The organism is Streptomyces sp. NPDC001492, from assembly GCF_053597275.1.
This window is the reverse complement of sequence record NZ_JBSFHW010000049.1, coordinates 56,477-76,415: the sequence shown is the minus strand read 5'-3', so window position 1 is coordinate 76,415 and position 19,939 is coordinate 56,477. Positions and strand designations below refer to the sequence as shown.

The window sequence follows — 19,939 nt, the reverse complement described above, 5'->3', positions numbered from 1 at the left end:
TTTGAGGACGAGGCCGTTCAGGCCGAAGCGGGGGCCTGGGGGCGGCAGCCCCCAGCGGGGTCGAAGGGGCAGCGCCCCTGGGGAAGGGACGGGCAGGGGCGGCGGGGGCGAATCCGCCAAGCGGACCGGCCTCCTACGCCCGCCCCCGGGACCGCGCGGCGCGGGCGATCACCACGACCGCCTTCTCCAGCGCGTACTCGGGATCGTCCCCGCCCCCCTTCACTCCTGCATCCGCCTCCGCGACCGCCCGCAGGGCGACCGCCACCCCGTCCGGTGTCCACCCCCGCATCTGCTGCCGCACCCGGTCGATCTTCCACGGCGGCATGCCCAGCTCACGCGCCAGATCGGCGGGCCGCCCCCCGCGAGCGGACGACAGCTTCCCGATCGCCCGCACGCCCTGCGCCAGCGCACTGGTGATCATCACCGGCGCCACCCCGGTGGCCAGGGACCATCTGAGCGCCTCCAGGGCCTCGGCCGCCCGCCCCTCCACGGCCCGGTCGGCGACCGTGAAGCTCGAGGCCTCGGCCCGCCCCGTGTAGTACCGCCCGACGACGGCCTCGTCGATGGTCCCCTCGACGTCGGCGACCAGCTGGGAGACGGCGGACGCCAGCTCCCGCAGATCACTCCCGATGGCGTCGACGAGCGCCTGGCAGGCCTCGGGCGTGGCAGACCTCCCGGCCGCCCTGAACTCCCCGCGCACGAAGGCCAGCCGATCCGCCGGCTTGGTCATCTTCGGACAGGCCACCTCCCGCGCCCCGACCTTGCGCGCGGCGTCGAGAAGGGCCTTGCCCTTGGCCCCGCCCGCATGCACCAGCACGAGGGTGATCTCCTCGGCGGGCGCCCCGAGATAGGCCTTCACGTCCTTGACCGTGTCGGCGGAAAGATCCTGGGCATTGCGTACGACCACGACCTTGCGCTCGGCGAAGAGCGAGGGGCTGGTCAGCTCGGCGAGCGTGCCGGGCTGCAGCTGCTCCGGTGTCAGGTCGCGTACGTCCGTGTCGGCGTCGGCGGCCCTGGCGGCGGCCACCACCTCCCGCACGGCACGGTCGAGCAGGAGGTCCTCCTGGCCCACGGCAAGCGTCACCGGGGCGAGAGGGTCGTCTTCAGCAGTCTTCCTGGCCATCGCGACAAGCATGGCACGGGGCACTGACAACGGGTGCCCGCCGCAGACCTACGGTTGCCGCCGCGGCCTTACGGCTCCTCCCGCCACCCGTCCCACTCCCCCGCGAACGCGTCCAGCTCCCCGGGGTCCAGCCGCCCGCCCTCGTCGCGCAGCACGACCAGCCACTGCGCGTCCTCGGCGTCATCCTCACCAGCCAGGGCGTCCCGTACGAGCTGCGGTTCCTCGGACACCCCGAACCGCTCCCCGAGCGCCTCGGCCACCTCCTCCGCGGCATCGCGGTCGGGCAGCACCAGCACATGTCTCACATCACTCACGGCAGCCATTGTCCGGCACCCGCCGCGGGCGCCCGCAGCTCACCCTTTGCGGACGATCTGCACGTCGAGGTCGACCCGGATGCTCGGCCCCACCACCGCGATCCCCCGCGCCAGCATCGACTGCCAGCTCACCGTGAAGTCGTCGCGGTGCAGTTCCGTGGTGGCCCGGCAGGCCGCCCGCACCTCGCCCTCCATGCCATTGCCGAGGCCGAGGTACTCGGTGTCGAGCGTGACCGTACGCGTCACACCGTGCAGCGACAGCGCACCGGTGACCGCCCACCGGTTCCCGCCCTTGTGCACGAACCGCTCGCTGTAGAACTCCAGCGTCGGAAAACGCGCCACGTCCAGGAAGTCCCCGGACCGCAGATGGTCGTCCCGCATCCGGACGTTGGTGTCGATGGACGCCGCGTCGATCACCACATGCATCGCCGACTGCTCCACCGGCTCGGTGATCCGGACGGCCCCGGCGAAGGAGTTGAACCGGCCGTGGATCCGGGCCAGCCCGATGTGCCGCGCGGTGAACCCGATCGAGGAATGCGTGGGCTCGATCTCCCAGTCGCCCGCCGACGGCAGCTCCGGCGGCCTCGCGACCTGGAGCGTCACATCCCCCAGCGAGGCGAGCGTGTTCTCCGTGACGGTCGCGCCGGCCCGGTAGGGCGTGTATCCCTCGGCGGACACCGCGAGCCGGTACTCCCCGGCGGGCACCGTCGTCACGAACGACCCGTAGGGATCCGTCTCCCCGGCGACCACCTTGCGACCCATGGCGTCGCTGACCGCGAACTCCGCATGAGTCACCGGCTCGTTGACCGGATCCAGCACCCGGCAGCTCAGCACCCCGGCACTCGGCGGGGTCTGCACCGCCGCCAGGGGACTCGTCCGTTGCACCCTGTTCGTTCGGTTTCCCAGCCAGCGGCCGAACATCCACGCCACCCCTGTGCGCCTCGACATCTTCTGTTGCCGAAGAGACATTCGATCACCGATGCGGCTTTCGAGGCAACACGGGGTGCCTACGCACGAGTAGCAACGGCTGGTCCCCTCTGGAGGCTTGTGACGCCATGTGACCTCAATCAGTCACCGCGAGGGGATTTCGCACAGTCGGCACACAGCCGAGCTCGATGCCGAACCGCTCCCGGTAGGTCCCGAGCACCTCCTCGTCCGTGTCCAACTCCCGCTCCTCCCGCGCCCCGTCGGCGCCCGTGACCTTGAACGTGCGCCCGCTGAGCGTGATCCTCCCTCCGTCCTCCGTCACCCTTGAACACACCAGCGACTGCACGAAGTGCGACGCCGGCGAGGTGCTGTGCCACCACGCCCCGGCCACGAAGTCACCGAGCTCACGCGGCCGCACCTCCAGCCGGTACTGCGGCCTGCCGTTCACGACGACATCCAGGTCCGGCCCCGCCTCGACGATCCGGAAGCTGCCGCCGGGATCCTTCTGCTCGCCCCTTTCCCCGAAGGCCAGCGGGTAGTGGCTGTGCGCCCCGAAGCCCACGTCCGCCAGCCACTCACTGCCGTCCGACGCCCGCACCCGCAGCGCGAGATGGTCGTACGGGATCCCGAGCCGCCCCTCGTCCCCGTGCACCCGCGCCGCGAGCAGCGTGACCTCGAACCCCAGCGCGCCGAGCAAGGTCCCGAACGCCCCGTTGAGTTCGTAGCAGAACCCGCCCCGCCGTGCCCCCACCACCTTGGCCAGCAGCCGCTCCTCCTCCAGCACGATCTTCTCGCCGAGGTGGATCGACAGGTTCTCGAAGGGCACTGTCCGCAGGTGGCGCAGGTGCAGCTCGCGCAGCACATCGGCGGTGGCGCCGGCGGCCGGCTTCGAAGGCTCGGCTCCCAGGCGGTGGAGGTAGGCATCGACCTGCTCAGAATTCATGCCCTCAGTCTCGCGCCACCCCCAGCTCCCTGCCTTCCCCCATGACCGCGAGGGCCCCGTCCCGGTCCGTCCGCAGCACCACCGCGCCCTCGGCCCGCAGTGCGGCGACCGTGCCGGGGGCGGGGTGGCCGTACATGTTGTGCTCCCCGCAGCTGATCAGCGCGATCCGCGGCGCCACCCTGCGCATCAGCTCCGGGTCCTGGTACGCCGAACCGTGATGGGCCACCTTGAGCACGTCCACACCGCCGATCAGCGCACCCTCCGGTGATCTCAACAGCGCCTGCTGGGCCGGGGGTTCGAGGTCCCCGAGCAGCAGCAGCCGCAGCCCGCCCGACCTGGCGAGCAGGGCGACGCTGGCGTCGTTCGGGCCGTCCGGATCAGGCGCCGGGCTGGGCTGGGGCCACAGCACCTGCCAGGAGAGCGAGCCGGTCCGGCGCTGCTCCCCGGCCACGGCCCGGGTGAGCGGGATGTGGCGTGCGGCCGCCTCCTTCCGTACGAACCGCGCCTGGTCCGCGGGTTCTTCGAAGCCCGTCGTCTCGATCGCGCCCACCGAACGCCCGCGCAGCACGCCGGGCAGCCCGGCCACATGGTCGGCGTGGAAGTGGGTGAGCACGACCAGGGGGATCCTGGTGATGCCGAGGGTGCGCAGGCAGTGGTCGACGAGCGTGGGATCGGGCCCGGCGTCCACCACCACACCGCTGCCGTCCCCGGCCGCGAGCACCGTCGCGTCGCCCTGCCCCACGTCGCACATGGCGAACCGCCACCCCGGCGGCGGCCACCCCGTGATCACTCTGGTCAGCGGTGGCGGTTGCACGACGACGAGCACGAGCAGCGCCCCGCAGACAGCACACCACCACGGATGTCTCAGCAACCGTCGCCCGACCAGCAGCACGGTCAGCGTGACCAGGGCGAGCAGCCCCGCCCCGCTCCAGGTGCCCGGCCAGTCCACTCCCCCGCCGGGCAGCGCGGCCGCCGTCCGGGCGATGCCCGCGATCCAGCCGGCGGGCCAACTCGCGCACCAGGCCAGCGCCTTGGCCACCGGCATCAGCACGGGCGCCGCCGCCAGCGCCGCGAAGCCCAGCACGGTGGCGGGTGCCACCGCGATCTCGGCGAGCAGATTGCACGGTACCGCCACCAGACTCACCCGCGCCGACAGCACGGCGACGACGGGCGCGCACAGCGCCTGCGCCGCGGCCGCCGCGGCCAGCCCCTCGGCGAGCCTCGGCGGGACCCGGCGCCTTCGCAGTGCCTCGCTCCAGCGGGGCGCGAGGGTGAGCAGGGCACCGGTGGCCAGTACGGAGAGCAGGAAGCCGTAACTGCGGGCCAGCCACGGGTCGTACAGCACGAGGAGCAACACCGCCGTCGCCAGCGCCGGGACGAGTGATCTGCGGCGTCCGGTGGCCAGGGCCAGCAGGACGACGGCCCCGCAGGCCGCGGCCCGCAGCACACTCGGATCCGGTCTGCACACGATCACGAAGGCGAGCGTGAGGGCTCCCGCGAGCAGCGCGGTCGACCTGAGCGGGATGCCGAGCCGGGGTGCGAGTCCGCGGCGCTCCACCAGTTGTGCCGTGCCTGCCGGCCCGATGAGCAGGGCGAGGATGATCGTGAGGTTGCTCCCGGACACGGCGAGCGTGTGGGCGAGGTCGGTCTCCTTGAAGGCCTCGTCCAGCTCCGGGGTGATCCGCGAGGTGTCCCCGACGACCAGGCCGGGCAGCAACGCCCTGGCGTCCGCCGGCAGCCCGTCGGTCGCCTCCCGCAGACCGGCCCGCAGCCGCCCCGCGAACCGCTGCACCCCCGACGGCCCGCCCACCACCTCCGGCGCGGTCCTGCCCCGCACCCGCAGCACGGCGGCGACCCGGTCGCCTTCGACCGCCGGGGGCGCCAACCGCGCAACGACCCGCACCCGTGTGGAGGGCAACAGCTCGAGCCAGGGCGACCGTGGTGGTCCTTCGGCGGAGGTCTCCTTTCCGGCACCGTGTGTGCCCGCGTCGACGATGACCAGCACGGGCGTCCGGGTCACCACCGCCGCACCGCCCGCCTCCTCCACCCGCCGGACCTCCCCCTCGATCAGCACGGAGGCCCGGGCGACATGGTCCCCACTGATCCGGGGCCGGCTGACACGTGGGTCGGAGCCGACCTCGACCTCCGCGGTCACGGTGGCGTACTTCCGTGCCAGATCGGGCACGGGGCCACGCCGGACGTCGGCACCGTGCAGCCCCGCGGACACGGCGGCCGCGGCGACGCAGAGCAGGACGGCGGCGACGGAGACCCGCGGCCACGCCCCACCCGCCGGCCGACCACCCGCCCGCGAAGCCCGGCCCACGGGCACGGACCCCGGTGCCGACTGCTCGGACACCGGGCCGCCGCCACCGCCGTGGTTGCCACCCGCGGAAGCGCGGGTCGCGCGCGGGTCGTCGGCTGGAGCACCGCCGCCCTGCCGGCCACCGCCGGAGCTTCCGCCCCAGGCGCCGCCACCGCCCCGCCCCTGCCCACCGCGGCTTTCTCCGCCGTCCGCTCCCCGTCTCCTTACGAGCAGCAGCGCACCGGCCGCGAGGAGGCAGGCCACCGCCGTGCTCATGACCCATGCGGTCGTCGCGTCCAGCATCACCGCAGCCGTCGCCCAGACCGCGAGCGCGGGCGGTACGAGGCGCAGGTCCGTCGGCCCCTCCTGTCGGGGGTGGGCGGCTCCGAGCCGTCCGGAGGAAGCGGCATGGACGGCCGCGCGCCCGGCCTGGAGATCGGGAGCGCGCCTCATGGCCGTACGAGATTCCGGAGATCGGCGAAACGGCGGTCGCCGATGCCGTTGACCTCGCGCAGTTCGTCGACCGAGCGGAAGCCGCCGTGCCGGGTGCGGTAGTCGACGATGTGCTGGGCCAGTACGGGCCCGACGCCCGGCAGGGTGACGAGCTGGTCCACGGTGGCGGTGTTGAGCGGGACCGGAGCGGCGGGTGCGGCACCCGCCGCCGGACCGGCCGGACCACCGGCGGCCGCACCGGGCGCCGGGGCGGCGGGGCCGCCGACGACCACCTGCTCCCCGTCCACGAGGAAGCGGGCCCTGTTCAGCCCGTCGGTGCTCGTGCCGGGACGCACCCCACCGGCCGCGCGCAACGCATCGACGACGCGTGAACCCGCGGGCAGGCGATGGATCCCGGGCTCGCGGACCTTGCCGCTGACGTCCACGACGATCTCGGCCCCGGCGGTGCCTGCGGCACTCGGCGCCCCCGGCGCAGCCTCCGGCCCTGGCCGCTCGCTCCCCTTCCGCTCACCGAAGGGAGCGGCCGCCCGCACCACTTCGGGTGCCCGCACGGACTGGGTCCGCCCGGCCCAGAAGTGCTGGACGGCGAACACCGCGGCAACGACGAGCAGTGCCGTGAGCGCGACCACGCTCCGCCGCTCGAGCCCGCACCTCGCCTGCAGCCACAGCGGCATCCGCTCCCGCAGCGCAAGCCCCGCCCGCATGCGCCAGGCCTCCGCGGACCGGTGATCGTCCGGGCGCTCGGCGGCCACCCCGCCCACGGGACGGTTGCTCTCCTCGACGGTCGCGAGCGGCGGTCCTGCTCCCGACTCCCGCCATTCCCCCGCCCGTTCGGGGAACAGCACCTGCGCACGCCGTCGGAGTTCCTCCTCCGGTGCATGCCGGTGCCGATGCCGGACCCGGCTGCGGGCCATGGGGCGACGCTGACGGACCCGGCCGTCGGAGGCGGGGCTGCGCCCCGGGCCACTGGTCGCGGTCGCCGTACGTGAACGTGATCGAAGTGCCATGCCACGACGATGGGGCACTCCGCCACCATCGCGATGATCTTGCTCAATTCCCGGGGACTACCCACCAGTTGTGGATAACTTCGCCCCTCACACGGGTGAAGGCGCGGGCGCGCGCAGCCGTCACCGCGGCGAGACCACGACCCCCAGCAGCCCGGGCCCGGTGTGCGCCCCGATCACCGCGCCGACCTCACTCACATGCAGGTCGGCAAGCCCGGGCACCCGCGCCCTGAGCCGGTCCGCGAGGGCCGACGCCCGTTCGGGGGCGGCGAGATGGTGGACGGCGATGTCCACCTGGGCGCTGCCGGCGCGGTCCGCCACGATCTCCTCGAGGCGGGCGATCGCCCTCGACGCCGTGCGGACCTTCTCCAGGAGTTCGATACGGCCGCCGTCCAGCTGCAGCAGCGGCTTCACGGCGAGCGCCGAGCCCAGCAGCGCCTGCGCGGCGCCGATCCGGCCACCCCGGCGCAGATAGTCGAGGGTGTCGACATAGAAGTAGGCGGAGGTGCCGGAGGCCCGCTTCTCCGCGGCGGTGACGGCCTCGTCCACCGTGCCGCCCGCCTCCGCCGCCTCGGCCGCGGCGAGCGTGCAGAACCCGAGCGCCATCGCGACCGCCCCGGTGTCCACCACCCGCACCGGCACCGGCGCCTCACGTGCCGCGAGGACCGCCGCGTCGTACGTGCCCGACAGTTCGGCGGAGAGATGGAGGGAGACGATGCCGGTGGCGCCGGACTCGGCGACCTTGCGGTAGGTCTCGGCGAAGAGCTGGGGGCTGGGGCGCGAGGTGGTGACGGGGCGCCGCTTCTGGAGTGCCTGGGCCAGGGAGCGCGTCGAGATCTCGGTGCCCTCGTCCAGTGCCTGGTCGCCGAGGACCACGGTCAGGGGCACCGCTGTGATGCCGTGGCGCTCCATCGTCCGCGGCGGCAGGTAGGCCGTTGAATCGGTGACGATCGCGACATGGCGGGACATGAGCTGGAGGTTACCTGCCGTAGCGCCAGGACGGCAGCCCGGCCCCTCTCACCTGGTCTGCCCTTGACCGGATCAAGTAGTGCTCTCGGGGCGGGGTTTCTTCTGCCAGGGGTAGGCGGGACGCCGTCCCGGCGGGGTGATGGCGGGCGGCGCCGGCTCCTCGGTGGTGCGGGACCGGGGCCCGTCGGGCCAGGTCTGCCGGGATGCGTCGGCGTCGGCAGCGGGGGCCTCGGGCCACGGCGGCGGGCCTGCCGCCGGCTCCGCTTTCGTCCAGTGCCGCAGGGCTCCCGCCTCGACGTCTATCTGGGCGCTGAGCGTGTCCAGGTCGTCGTCGGCGAAGCGGCGGGCCCGGTCGCGGGCAGCCCAGCGCAGTGCGTCCGCCGACTGCACGATGCGCTCGGTGCGCTCCCGCAGGGCGGGCAGCCGCTCGGCGAGCGCCGTGCGGTCCGGCTCGGCCTCCAGGCGCTTGAGATCGCCGTCCAGTTCCTGTCCGTGCGCGCTGAGGCGCCCGAAGAGGCCGAGGGACTCCTTCAGGGACTCGTCCTCGGCCACGCCCGCGTGCAGCGCGTCCTGAGTGGCACGCATCGACGTGCGCAGCTTCAGCCGCAGCTGGGCCAGTTCGCCCGCGGCTCCGGGCTGGGCGAAGGACTTGGCCCGCAGGGTGTGGTCCTCGACCGTGCGGCGGGCCTGGGTGATCGTGCGGTCCACGCCGCGCTTGGCGGCGCCGACGGCCTTCACCGTCGCGTAGGCGCCGAGTACCAGGAAGAGCACGAAGAGCAGGGCGAACACTGCGATCACTGCTTCCACCGCTCCTCCTCCGACGGTCGCGACACAGCCCGCGTCGCTTCTTCCACGGTAAACGAGACGGGCAGGCCCGGAGTTCCAGAAGAACCCCGAACCTGCCCGTAGGGGACTACCCCGAGGCGCCGACGCCCCGGCCGTCCGCGGCGCCTACGCGGGAACGATGTTGACCAGCTTCGGCGCCCGCACGATCACCTTGCGGATCCCGGCGCCGTCCAGCGCGGCGACGACCTTCTCGTCGGCCAGCGCGGCCTTCTCCAGCTCCTCCTCGGAGATGGCCGGCGAGACCTCCAGCCGCGCCTTGACCTTGCCCTTGATCTGCACCACACAGGTCACGGACTCGTCGACCACGTACGCCGGGTCGGCGACCGGCAGGTCCTGGTGGACCACCGAGTCGGTGTGGCCCAGCTTGCGCCACAGCTCCTCGGCGATGTGCGGGGCCAACGGGGCCACCAGCAGCACCAGGGCCTCGGCGACGGAGCGCGGCACCGGGCCACCCGCCTTGGTCAGGTGGTTGTTCAGCTCGGTGATCTTGGCGATGGCGGTGTTGAAGCGCAGGCCCTCCAGGTCCTGGCGCACGCCGTCGATCGCCTTGTGCAGGGCGCGCAGCGTCTCCACGTCGATGTCGCCGTCCTCGACGTCGACGACGGTGACCTCGCCGGTCGTCTCGTCGACGATGTTGCGCCACAGCCGCTGCAGCAGCCGGAACTGGCCGACCACCGCGCGCGTGTCCCACGGCCGCGACACGTCCAGCGGGCCCATCGCCATCTCGTACAGGCGCAGGGTGTCGGCGCCGTACTCGGCGGCGATCTCGTCCGGAGTGACCGCGTTCTTCAGGGACTTGCCCATCTTGCCCAGCAGCCGGGAGACCTTCTCGCCCTGGTAGTAGTAGGCGCCGTCGCGCTCCTCCACCTCGGCGGCCGGCACCGCGATGCCACGGCTGTCCCGGTAGACGTAGGCCTGGATCATGCCCTGGTTGAACAGCTTGTGGAACGGCTCCGCGGAGGAGACGTGCCCCAGGTCGTACAGGACCTTGGACCAGAAGCGCGCGTACAGCAGGTGCAGCACGGCGTGCTCGGCGCCGCCCACGTACAGGTCGACGCCGCCGTGCGGCTGGCCCTCGCGCGGCCCCATCCAGTACTGCTCGATCTCGGGGTCGACCAGCTTCTCGCTGTTGTGCGGGTCCAGGTAGCGCAGCTCGTACCAGCAGGAACCGGCCCAGTTGGGCATGGTGTTGGTCTCGCGGCGGTACCGCTTCGGGCCGTCGCCCAGGTCCAGCGTGACGTTGACCCAGTCCTCGTTGCGGGACAGCGGCGTCTCCGGGGACGTGTTCGCGTCGTCCGGGTCGAAGGTGCGCGGCGAGTAGTCCTCGACCTCCGGCAGCTCCAGCGGCAGCATCGACTCGGGCAGCGAGTGGGCGATGCCGTCCTCGTCGTAGACGATCGGGAAGGGCTCGCCCCAGTAGCGCTGGCGGCTGAACAGCCAGTCGCGCAGGCGGAAGTTGACGGTGCCCTCGCCGATGCCCTTGCGCGCCAGCCACTCGGTGATGCGCGCCTTGGCCTCGACGACGCCCAGGCCGTCCAGACAGACGCCCTCGCCGACGGAGTTGACGATCTTCGCGTCGTAGGAGACGAAGGCCTCGTCCCAGGTGGAGGTGTCCGTGCCGCGGCCGTCGGTCGGCTCGACGACGCAGTTGATCGGCAGCTCGAAGGCGCGCGCGAACTCGAAGTCACGGGTGTCGTGCGCCGGTACGGCCATGATCGCGCCGGTGCCGTAGCCCATCAGGACGTAGTCGGCGATGAAGACGGGGACCTGCTCGCCGTTGACCGGGTTGGTCGCGTACGCGCCGATGAAGACGCCGGTCTTGTCCTTGGCCTCGGCCTGCCGCTCGACGTCGGACTTCGAGGCGGCCTGCGCGCGGTAGTCCGCGACGGCCTCGGCGGGGGTGGCGTGACCGCCGGTCCACACCTCGTGCGTGCCCTCCGGCCAGGCGGCCGGGGTGAACTTCTCGACCAGCGGGTGCTCGGGGGCCAGCACCATGTAGGTCGCGCCGAACAGGGTGTCCGGGCGGGTGGTGAAGACCGTGATGCGCTCGCCGTCGATCGGGAAGTCGACGCGGGCGCCCTCGGAGCGGCCGATCCAGTTGCGCTGCTGCAGCTTGATGGCCTCGGGCCAGTCCAGCGCCTCCAGGTCCTCCAGCAGCCGGTCGGCGTAGGCGGTGATGCGCATGTTCCACTGGCGCAGCTTGGCCTTGAAGACCGGGAAGTTTCCGCGCTCGGAGCGGCCGTCGGCGGTGACCTCCTCGTTGGCCAGCACGGTGCCCAGGCCGGGGCACCAGTTGACCGGCGCGTCGGAGGCGTACGCCAGGCGGAACTCGCCCAGGACGTCGGCACGCTCCGTGGCGCTCAGCTCGTGCCATGCGCGCGTGTGTCCCGGTACGGCGCGCTCACCGGTCTCGAACTGGGCGATCAGCTCGGAGATCGGACGGGCCCTGTTCGCCTCGTCGTCGTACCAGGAGTTGAAGATCTGCAGGAAGATCCACTGGGTCCACTTGTAGTAGTCCGGGTCGATCGTGGCGAACGACCGGCGCCTGTCGTGGCCCAGACCCAGCCGGCGCAGCTGGGCCTTCATGTTCTCGATGTTGGCCTCGGTGGAGACCCGCGGGTGCGTGCCGGTCTGCACGGCGTACTGCTCGGCGGGCAGGCCGAAGGCGTCGAAGCCCAGGGTGTGCAGGACGTTGTGGCCGGTCATGCGCTGGAAGCGCGCGAAGACGTCGGTGGCGATGTACCCCAGGGGGTGGCCGACGTGCAGGCCCGCACCCGAGGGATACGGGAACATGTCCATGATGAACTTCTTGGGCCGGGCGACGACCTCGGGGTCACCGGCCAGGTCACCCTTGGGGTTCGGCGCCGCGTACGTGCCCTCGGCGTCCCAGAAGTCCTGCCAGCGTGCCTCGATCTCGGCCGCGACGGCGGCCGTGTAGCGGTGCGGCGCTGCCGCCTCGGCGGCGGCAGCGGGGTTCGTCTCGCTCATGATCCTTAAGCTCCATCGATCGTCTCTGCCAGCAGCGGCGTCGTTCGAGAAACGAAAAATCCCCTCGCACAGGAGGGGACGCCGCGCCGATTCCGACCATCCGATTCGCCCGGTGGTCGGGACTGATCAGCGCGGCCCGCTAAGCAGAAGGCGTACAGCACGCATGGCGTTAGGGTACCGCAGCGCTTGAGCACGATGCGACGCGCTTCCGTATGGCTCCTTGGCACCACTGTCATCACCCGACAAAAGCTGAACCAAGGTCAAAAGTTACTTCGCGTAACACCCACTACCGGGACATCGCAACGAGCGCGTGTTCCTTAGATAACAACGCAATAACTCAAACCTCGTACCCATCGGTATGGAGCCACTTAGAGTTCGGCAGCGGGACCGCCTTCCCGGAACTGCTTCGGAGTTGCCCCCATGAACCCTCGTCGTAGTAACACCTCGCTCCCCAAGCCGGGCCGGTCGGCCTACGGGGTGGCGTCGGCTGTCGTACTGCTGCTCATACCTGTCGTCGTGCTGCTCGGAGGCGGGTGGCTGCAACAGTTCCTGAACTTCGGTGCGGGCGTCCTCTCGCTCGTCTGCCTCACCTGCTCGGTGATCTGGGGCCTGGTGGCCCAGGACCGGCTCATCCTGAACACGCGCCAGCGGATCATCGCCCAGGGCATCCACCGGGTGACGGCCGTCGGCTCGATCGCGTTCCTGCTGGTGCACATCACCGTCAAGCTGGCCCTGGACCACACGGTGCTGATCGCCGCGCTGATCCCCTTCAGCCTCGGCGTCAAGGGCAGCGCGGGTCTCATCGGCCTCGGCTCGCTGGCCGGACTGCTCATGATCTTCGTGGGCATCACCGGTGCCCTGCGCAACCAGTTCGCCTCCCCTGCACCGGTCGCGGCGCGCTGGCGCGCGATGCACGCACTGGCCTACCCGGCCTGGTGCTCGGCGCTGGTCCACGGCCTGTTCGCCGGCCGCGCGGCGAAGCCGTTCTTCATGATCTCCTACGAGCTGTGCCTGGTCGCGGTGGCCGCGGCGCTCGCCCTGCGGGCCGCTCCCCGGCCGTTCAAGCGCAAGGTCGCCGACCGGCTGGCCGCCCTCCTGGGCAACGAGCCGGGCTCGTCCCGCGCCGAGGAGCTGGAAGCGAGCCGCGCACGGGTCGGCGAGACCTCCTCCGCACTGCCGGGCTACGAGAACGCGCGGGCGCCGAAGCCGTCCCCCGCCGACACGATGACGACGCCCGCTGCGCCCTACTACGACGCCCCCGCCGCCCGCACCATGACCCCGGAGCCCGCCGGCGGCTTCGCGGCCGCCTACCGCGCGGTCACGCCGCAGCAGCGCGGCCGGCAGCCCTACGCCGACCAGACCGCCCGCATGGACCTGCCCATGGACATGCAGCCCACGGAGTCCATCCCGCGCACGGACGGCAGCACCTCGGGCAGCTGGCCGGTCCCCACTCCGCCGCCGGTCGGCGAGGCGCCCCCGTCGGCGTACGACCCGATGCAGGACACCGGATACAACATCCCGGCCTATGGCAATCCGGGCACCGCGGGGTACGGCGGAAGTGACATGTACGACACCGGTGAGACAAGCACCCTCTACGGCACGTACAACCCGAACGACACGTACAACAGCGGTCCCGCCAATGAACCAGCGCCCGGTGCCTCGTTCGACGCACCGGGTTCGGGCGAACCTTGGAACACGCCTTCCGGAGGCTATAGGTGAACGAGGCCCTGCCCGACGTCCCAGAAGTCCGCGTGGTCGGACTTCCGCAGCTCACGTCAGGCTTCGACCTTGTCGAAAGACTCGATCTGCCCATGCACCTCAAGGTGCACGGGCCGCTCGAACCGCTCGGCGGCGAGCAGCTCGCGAAACTCGCCGAGAACATCAACCTGAAGGGCCGCGGCGGCGCGGGCTTCCCCTTCCACAAGAAGCTGCGCTCGGTCGCCGAAGCGGCGATCAAGCGCGGCGTACGACCGGTCGTCGTCGTCAACGGAAGCGAGGACGAGCCGGCCTGCCGCAAGGACACGGTGCTGATCAACCGTGCCCCGCACCTCATCCTGGACGGCGCTCTGCTGGTCGCGGAGGCGCTGGGTGCCCGCACGCTCGTGGTGGGGGTCACCCGTGAGTCGACTCAGCGCTCGATGGAGGCCGCGCTCGCCGAACGCGGCCTGAGCAACGGCCGCCGCTCGGTTCTACGCGCGCGCGTGCAGCGCAATCCCATCCGCATGGTGACCGGAGCGGCCGCCTCACTGATCCGCTCCATCGACGGCGGCCCGGCGATCCCGCCCGGCCGCAAGGTCAGCGCCTCCCAGAACGGCGTCGGCGGCGCACCGACCCTGCTGTCGAACGCCGAGACCTTCGCCCAGCTGGCGATCGCCGCGCGCATCGGCCCGGAGCGCTACGGCAACACCGGTCTGTACGACGAGCCGGGCACCGTCATGCTCACGGTCTCCGGCGCGGTCGCCCGACCCATGGTGATCGAGGTCCCCACGGGCGTCCCGCTGCGCTACGTCCTCCAGCTCGCCGGCGCCCCGCCGGTGCCCCAGGGCGTGCTGACGGGCGGCTACCACGGCAAGTGGATCGACGCGGCGACGGTCAACGAGGCGATCGTCTCCCGCAACTCCCTGGACGCGGTGGGCGGTGCGCTGGGCGCCGGCGCGATCCTGCCGATCAGTCAGGAGACCTGCCCGCTGGGCGAGTCGCTGCGCGTGGCGCAGTGGCTGGCCGAGGAGAGCGCGGGCCAGTGCGGTCCCTGCTACCTCGGTCTGCCGGCCGCGGCGCGGGGCATGGCGGACATCCTCAACGGCGGCGGCCCGGCCGCGCTCGAGGCGCTCAAGCAGGTCGCCAAGAACGTGAAGCGGCGCGGCGCGTGCTCGCACCCGGACGGCTCCGCGATGTTCCTGGAGTCGACCATCAAGGCGTTCACCGACGACCTGGCCGCGCATGTCCTCGGAAACGGCTGCGGACGGCCCGTGGAGGGCGTTCTGCCGCTCTTCGAGGGCGGTCAGATGCCCACGGGCATCCCAGGCGGCGGCGAGCCCGTGGAGAACGGCCCCAGCCGCCAGAAGATCTACGTCGACTGGACGCTGTGCCGGGGCCACGGGCTGTGCGCGGACATCCTCCCTGAGGTGTTCGAACTCGGCGCCGACGGCTTCCCGACCGTCGCCCAGGCCCAGGTGCCGCGCTACGCGGAGGCCAAGGCCCTGCGGGCGGTGCGCCGTTGCCCGGCGCTGGCCCTGCGCATCGAGGAGGAGACGCCCAGGGACCGGGCGCCCTCCCGCAACCTGCCGGTCCTCTCGCAGGGCCGTGGGCGGCGCGCGCTGGGCCGCTGAGCCGACGTCAGAAGGGGGCCGTCCGCACCGGGCGGCCCCTTTCCGCGCAACTGCCCCCGAATACACGAAGATCCCGCCGGATCGAATCGATCCGGCGGGATCTTGATTGTGGAGCTAAGGAGAATTGAACTCCTGACCTCCTGCATGCCATGCAGGCGCTCTACCAACTGAGCTATAGCCCCTTGCTTGGTCCTCCGGGGTTTCCCCCGGCGGCGACGCCAACATTACACGGTCCACCGGGTGGAACACCAAATCGTTTCCGTCGGCCCCGGGCAGGGCCGACGGCGTCAAGCGGTGACGAAGGAGTAGAACCGCTTGAGCGTGCAGTGCTCCTCCAGGAGACGGCCGTAGATCGGCTCGCCCTCCAGCTCGCGGTACGTCTCGATCGGGTCGCCCTTTATGATCAGCGCCCGCGCGCATTCCTCGCACCAGTACTGGTAGTCGGGGTTGACCGGCTCCATGTCGCGGACGATCGGCGTACCGCTGCCGCACCAGTCGCACTTTCGCCTGTGTGCACCCATCGATCAGCTCCAGCTGTGGCCGCAGGCCGTGCACACGTAGGAGATTCCGCCGTTGTCGCCGAGCACTTGGGCGACGTGGACGGAACCGCAGGAAGGGCAGCTCAGACGGGTGACCGTGTCCCGTGTCGACGCCGCTTCGAGGAGGTGGCCGACCTCCTCGAGGATGCTCGCAGGCATCACTGCTCCCTCCCGTCGGGCCGCGTCCCCTTCCGGCCGTTTGATTCTGCCACGGCCGGACCAATACGGTCAGCGACGCCTCAGTACCAGTCCGGACACGGCGCCTTCCCAGAGGTATACGCCTCCGGGACCGAAGTCATTCAAGCCGGTGCCGGAACATGAAAAAACCCGCCCCCCTGCGGGGACGGGATCTTCATCGGGCGATCTGTGGAGCTAAGGAGAATTGAACTCCTGACCTCCTGCATGCCATGCAGGCGCTCTACCAACTGAGCTATAGCCCCTCGTGCACCCCCCGCTTGGCGGGGCGAACGAGTAGAACTCTAGCCTGCGACCTGCCGGAAAGTGAAATCCGGGTGGGCGGGCCGCCGGGAGGTCAGTCGTCGTCGCCGAGCACCGGCTCCGGGAGGGTGCCGGCGTTGTGCTCCAGCAGGCGCCAGCCGCGGGCGCCCTCGCCCAGGACGGACCAGCAGCAGTTGGAGAGACCGCCCAGGCTCTCCCAGTGGCGGGCCTCCAGGCCCAGGAGGCGTCCGATGGTGGTGCGGATCGTCCCGCCGTGGCTGACCACGACGAGCGTGCCGTCGTCGGGGAGCTTCTCCGCGTGCCGCAGCACCACGGGAGCGGCGCGCTCGGCCACCTCGGTCTCCAGTTCGCCGCCACCGCGGCGCACCGGCTCACCGCGCTTCCAGGCGGCGTACTCCTCGCCGTAGCGCTCGATGATCTCCTCGTGCGTCAGGCCCTGCCAGACGCCCGCGTAGGTCTCGCGCAGGCCCTCGTCGTGGGTGACCTCCAGGCCGGTGAGCACGGCGAGCTCGGCCGCCGTGTTCGCGGCGCGCTGGAGGTCGGAGGCGACGATCGCGTCGGGCTTGAGGGAGACGAGCAGCCGGGCGGCGCGGCGGGCCTGGGCGAGGCCCGCCTCGGTGAGGGCGACGTCCGTGGTGCCCTGGAAGCGGCGCTCCACGTTCCAGGAGGTCTGGCCGTGGCGCCACAGGATGACGCGGCGGCCGCGGCCGGGACGGCCGGCGGACACCTCACCGGTGGCGCTCATCACCACTCACCGCCCAGGTCGGCCGCCTCCTCGGCAGCCTGCAGCTTGGCGTGCTCGGCGGCCTTGCCGCGGGTGGCCTTCGCGTCGGCGGGCAGCTCCAGCTCGGGGCAGTCCTTCCACAGCCGCTCCAGAGCGTAGAAGACGCGCTCCTCGCTGTGCTGGACGTGGACGACGATGTCGACGTAGTCGAGCAGGACCCAGCGGGCCTCGCGGTCGCCCTCGCGGCGCACCGGCTTGGCGCCGAGCTCCTTGTTGAGCCGCTCCTCGATCTCGTCGACGATCGACTTGACCTGGCGGTCGTTGGGTGCGGAGGCCAACAGGAAGGCGTCCGTGATCGACAGGACGTCGCTGACGTCGTAGGCGATGATGTCGTGCGCGAGCTTGTCGGCGGCCGCCTGGGCGGCGGCGGTGATGAGCTCGAGAGAGCGGTCAGTGGCGGTCACTACGTGGCTTTCCGGTCGGCGGTCACTTGACACCAAGGGTCTCACGGACCGCCGACAGCACCCCACGTGATTAAGGGATCACGTGGGGCGGCTCCGGCCGGCTAGGACGAGGACGGCTTGTAGTTCTGTCCGAGGATGACGGAGACGTTCGCGTTCCCGGTGGCCTTGCCCTTGGTCACGGACGTGGCGGGCAGGCCCAGTGTCTTGGCGACCTCGGCGGCGTTCTCCTTGTCGGCGGCGTCGGTGTAGACGACCTTGGACGTGGCCGAGGGGGCCGGGGCGGTGCCGCCCTCCAGGAAGGTGAAGCCGCCGTTGAGGAGGACCACGCGGGCCTTCTCTGTGTTGTCCTTCACACCGCTGGCGTTCTGCACGGAGACCCGGACCCCGGAGCCCTGCTCGGGGCTCTTCGCGGCGCCGCCGAGGACGTCCTTGACCACACTGGCACTGGCCTGCTCGCTCAGCGTGCCGTCGTTCTGGACGGGCAGCAGGGCGGTCTTGAAGTCGCCGCCCTTGGCGAGGTCGGCCAGCTTGGCGAGGAACGTGCCGAGGTCCTTGTCGGTCAGGGAGGGGTCCAGGATCTGCGCCAGCGTCTGCACGGTGGTGGTCGCCTGCGCCGGGTCGGAGGACAGTTTGCGCAGCGTGGCCTGCATGACCTGGCCGAACCGCTCCAGCTGGGCGTTCTGGGCCTCGCCGGAGGCGCGGTAGGTGGCGTAGGCGACGGCCATCTTGCCGCTGAGGGTCTGGTCCTTGCCCTTGTGCACGAGGGGCGCGCTGCCCTTCTTCGTGGCGTCCGGGTCGGGTACGTCGGCGTTCGTGTCGACGTCGATGCTGCCGACGAGGTCGACGAGGTTCTGCAGGTAGGGGGTGTCCAGCCGCCAGGTGCCCTCGATGTCGGTGCCGAGGACCGTGGCGAGGGCGTCGCGGGTGCCGGAGGAGCCGTCGTCCTCGACCGACTTGGCGAGGGTGGTGGTGTTGCCGTCGTCGTCGGTCAGGGAAAGGGAGTTGGGCAGCAGGACGGTGGTGCCCTGCTTGGTGGTGGTGTTGTCGACGAGCAGCGCCGTGGAGGTGCCGCCCTTCTTGGTGTTGTGCAGGTGGACGACGATCACATCGCGGTTCTGGGCGCCCACGGCCGTCGCGGTGCTGCCCTTCTTCGAGTCGGGCGACGACAGGCCCGGCAGCTTCCCGGCGTACCAGAGGTAGCCGACGCCGCCCACCGCGACCAGCGCCAGGACGACGACGAGGGCGATCATGCGGCTGCGGGCACGGCGCTTGGCCTCCTCGCGGCGCTCGGTGCGGTTCTCCGTGAAGTTCAGCCAGTCGATGACGTCTTCGGACTCGGCGTCGGGGTCCTCGACGAAGGCGAACTGCTCGGTGTGGTAGTCCCGTTCGGGCCGGGGCGGGGCCTTGTCGCCCTGGGTCTGCTCCGGCGGGCCGGCCTGCTGCGGGATGTACGCGGTCTGCTCGGTGACGACACGGGGTTGCTGTCCGCTTGCCGCGGCCTGCCCGTAGGGTTCGTACGGCGCCCCGGACGGGCCGCTCTGGTGCGTGCCGGTGCCGTAGGGGTCGTAGGGCGGCACGGGCGGCTGCTGACCGGTGCCGTAGGGGTCGTACTGCTGCGGCACCGGCTGCCGGCCGCCGGTGGCGTACGGGTCGTATCCGTAGCCCTGCTGCTGCCCGTACGGGTCGTACGGCTGCTGCGGGGCCTGTTGTGGCGGTGCCTGCCGGTAGACGGGCCGGCCGTACTCGTCGTAGCCGACGAGTTCGTACTGGTCCTCGTGGTCGCCGCCGTAGCCCGCGTCGTATCGGTCGTTCACCGGTGCCCCTCTCGGCTCACTCGCCGCGGTACAGCTCGCGCTTGTCGATGTAGCGCACGACTCCGTCCGGCACCATGTACCAGATGGGATCTCCCTTGGCGACTCTCGCACGGCAGTCGGTGGAGGAGATGGCCAGCGCGGGAACCTCCACGAGAGAGACACCGCCTTCCGGGAGACCGTGGTCGGTCAGGTGGTGGCCGGGCCGGGTGCACCCGATGAAGTGCGCGAGGGAGAACAGCTCCGCGGTGTCCCGCCAGGTCAGCAGCTGGGCGAGGGCATCGGCGCCGGTGATGAAGAACAGGTCCGTGTCGGGGTTGAGCGCGCGCAGGTCGCGCAGGGTGTCGACCGTGTAGGTGGGGCCGCCGCGGTCGATGTCGATGCGGCTCACCGAGAACTGCGGATTCTCGGCGGTCGCGATGACCGTCATCAGATAGCGGTCCTCGGCCGGGGAGACATGGCGATGGCTCTTCTGCCACGGCTGGCCCGTCGGGACGAACACCACCTCGTCCAGGTGGAACTGCGCGGCGACCTCACTGGCCGCCACGAGGTGCCCGTGGTGGATCGGGTCGAAGGTTCCGCCCATGACGCCGAGGCGGCGCTTGCCCGGATTCGACGGCCCGTTGCCGGGGCCGCTCACCGCTCGGGGTTCCGTGCCGATCGTCGCGTCCTTCGCCGGACCGGTAGGCATGTCCTGCTCTCCCATGCGTGCAGACCCTACCGGCCCGGCCTGAGGACACCGGC

17 protein-coding genes and 2 tRNA genes are annotated in these 19,939 nt (G+C 71.5%); 2 read left to right on the top strand and 17 right to left on the bottom strand.

What is annotated here, in order from left to right; all coding sequences use genetic code 11:
• Positions 1 to 133 precede the first annotated feature (133 nt).
• The 9 genes from holA to leuS all read right to left on the bottom strand — a co-directional run bounded on the left by holA (position 134) and on the right by leuS (position 11,869).
• On the bottom strand, positions 134 to 1,123 hold the full coding sequence (gene holA / locus ACWC1K_RS41550; protein WP_450838403.1) for a DNA polymerase III subunit delta: 990 nt from the start codon (positions 1,121 to 1,123) through the stop codon (positions 134 to 136).
• 68 nt (positions 1,124 to 1,191) lie between these two features.
• Complete coding sequence (locus tag ACWC1K_RS41545) at positions 1,192 to 1,437, bottom strand: hypothetical protein (protein ID WP_450838401.1); 246 nt, start codon at positions 1,435 to 1,437, stop codon at positions 1,192 to 1,194.
• A 39-nt stretch (positions 1,438 to 1,476) separates the two neighbouring features.
• Positions 1,477 to 2,358 (bottom strand): YceI family protein, encoded by an 882-nt coding sequence (locus ACWC1K_RS41540; RefSeq protein WP_450838408.1) that lies wholly within the window; start codon positions 2,356 to 2,358, stop codon positions 1,477 to 1,479.
• Between the two features lie 142 nt (positions 2,359 to 2,500).
• Positions 2,501 to 3,307: an arylamine N-acetyltransferase family protein gene (locus ACWC1K_RS41535; RefSeq protein WP_450838399.1), complete on the bottom strand. Its 807-nt coding sequence runs from the start codon at positions 3,305 to 3,307 to the stop codon at positions 2,501 to 2,503.
• Positions 3,308 to 3,311: 4 nt separating this feature from the next.
• Positions 3,312 to 6,062: a ComEC/Rec2 family competence protein gene (locus ACWC1K_RS41530; RefSeq protein WP_450838397.1), complete on the bottom strand. Its 2,751-nt coding sequence runs from the start codon at positions 6,060 to 6,062 to the stop codon at positions 3,312 to 3,314.
• Entirely contained in the window at positions 6,059 to 7,069 is a 1,011-nt protein-coding gene (locus tag ACWC1K_RS41525) for a helix-hairpin-helix domain-containing protein (protein WP_450838395.1), read from the bottom strand. Before ACWC1K_RS41525 ends, ACWC1K_RS41530 begins: the two co-directional genes overlap by 4 nt.
• A gap of 120 nt (positions 7,070 to 7,189) precedes the next feature.
• On the bottom strand, positions 7,190 to 8,035 hold the full coding sequence (locus ACWC1K_RS41520) for a DegV family protein (protein WP_351470906.1): 846 nt from the start codon (positions 8,033 to 8,035) through the stop codon (positions 7,190 to 7,192).
• Between the two features lie 72 nt (positions 8,036 to 8,107).
• Positions 8,108 to 8,842, bottom strand: a complete 735-nt coding sequence (locus tag ACWC1K_RS41515) for a hypothetical protein (protein ID WP_450838393.1) — start codon at positions 8,840 to 8,842, stop codon at positions 8,108 to 8,110.
• 144 nt (positions 8,843 to 8,986) lie between these two features.
• On the bottom strand, positions 8,987 to 11,869 hold the full coding sequence (gene leuS / locus ACWC1K_RS41510; protein WP_450838391.1) for a leucine--tRNA ligase: 2,883 nt from the start codon (positions 11,867 to 11,869) through the stop codon (positions 8,987 to 8,989).
• A gap of 420 nt (positions 11,870 to 12,289) precedes the next feature.
• Between leuS and ACWC1K_RS41505 the strand changes: the two genes are divergently transcribed.
• Both ACWC1K_RS41505 and ACWC1K_RS41500 read left to right on the top strand, forming a co-directional pair.
• Positions 12,290 to 13,588: a cytochrome b/b6 domain-containing protein gene (locus ACWC1K_RS41505; RefSeq protein ID WP_450838389.1), complete on the top strand. Its 1,299-nt coding sequence runs from the start codon at positions 12,290 to 12,292 to the stop codon at positions 13,586 to 13,588.
• Positions 13,585 to 15,198 (top strand): NADH-quinone oxidoreductase subunit NuoF family protein, encoded by a 1,614-nt coding sequence (locus ACWC1K_RS41500; RefSeq protein ID WP_030934234.1) that lies wholly within the window; start codon positions 13,585 to 13,587, stop codon positions 15,196 to 15,198. The genes ACWC1K_RS41505 and ACWC1K_RS41500 overlap by 4 nt, the downstream gene beginning before the upstream one ends.
• Before the next feature lie 109 nt (positions 15,199 to 15,307).
• On the opposite strand, the gene ACWC1K_RS41495 is transcribed toward ACWC1K_RS41500, so the two are convergent.
• The 8 genes from ACWC1K_RS41495 to nadD form a co-directional block, all read right to left on the bottom strand.
• A tRNA-Ala gene (locus ACWC1K_RS41495) sits at positions 15,308 to 15,380 on the bottom strand.
• A gap of 105 nt (positions 15,381 to 15,485) precedes the next feature.
• Positions 15,486 to 15,719, bottom strand: a complete 234-nt coding sequence (locus ACWC1K_RS41490) for a hypothetical protein (protein WP_003976229.1) — start codon at positions 15,717 to 15,719, stop codon at positions 15,486 to 15,488.
• Between the two features lie 3 nt (positions 15,720 to 15,722).
• Entirely contained in the window at positions 15,723 to 15,896 is a 174-nt protein-coding gene (locus ACWC1K_RS41485; RefSeq protein WP_107057459.1) for a hypothetical protein, read from the bottom strand.
• A gap of 208 nt (positions 15,897 to 16,104) precedes the next feature.
• Positions 16,105 to 16,177: transfer RNA gene (locus tag ACWC1K_RS41480), tRNA-Ala, on the bottom strand.
• Between the two features lie 92 nt (positions 16,178 to 16,269).
• A complete protein-coding gene (locus ACWC1K_RS41475) occupies positions 16,270 to 16,941 on the bottom strand; it encodes a histidine phosphatase family protein (RefSeq protein WP_450838387.1) in 672 nt (223 codons plus the stop codon).
• A complete protein-coding gene (gene rsfS, locus ACWC1K_RS41470; RefSeq protein ID WP_450838385.1) occupies positions 16,941 to 17,384 on the bottom strand; it encodes a ribosome silencing factor in 444 nt (147 codons plus the stop codon). The genes ACWC1K_RS41475 and rsfS overlap by 1 nt, the downstream gene beginning before the upstream one ends.
• Positions 17,385 to 17,485: 101 nt before the next feature.
• On the bottom strand, positions 17,486 to 19,198 hold the full coding sequence (locus tag ACWC1K_RS41465; protein ID WP_450838383.1) for a LytR C-terminal domain-containing protein: 1,713 nt from the start codon (positions 19,196 to 19,198) through the stop codon (positions 17,486 to 17,488).
• Positions 19,199 to 19,214: 16 nt separating this feature from the next.
• Positions 19,215 to 19,901: a nicotinate-nucleotide adenylyltransferase gene (gene nadD / locus ACWC1K_RS41460; protein WP_450838381.1), complete on the bottom strand. Its 687-nt coding sequence runs from the start codon at positions 19,899 to 19,901 to the stop codon at positions 19,215 to 19,217.
• Positions 19,902 to 19,939 lie beyond the last annotated feature (38 nt).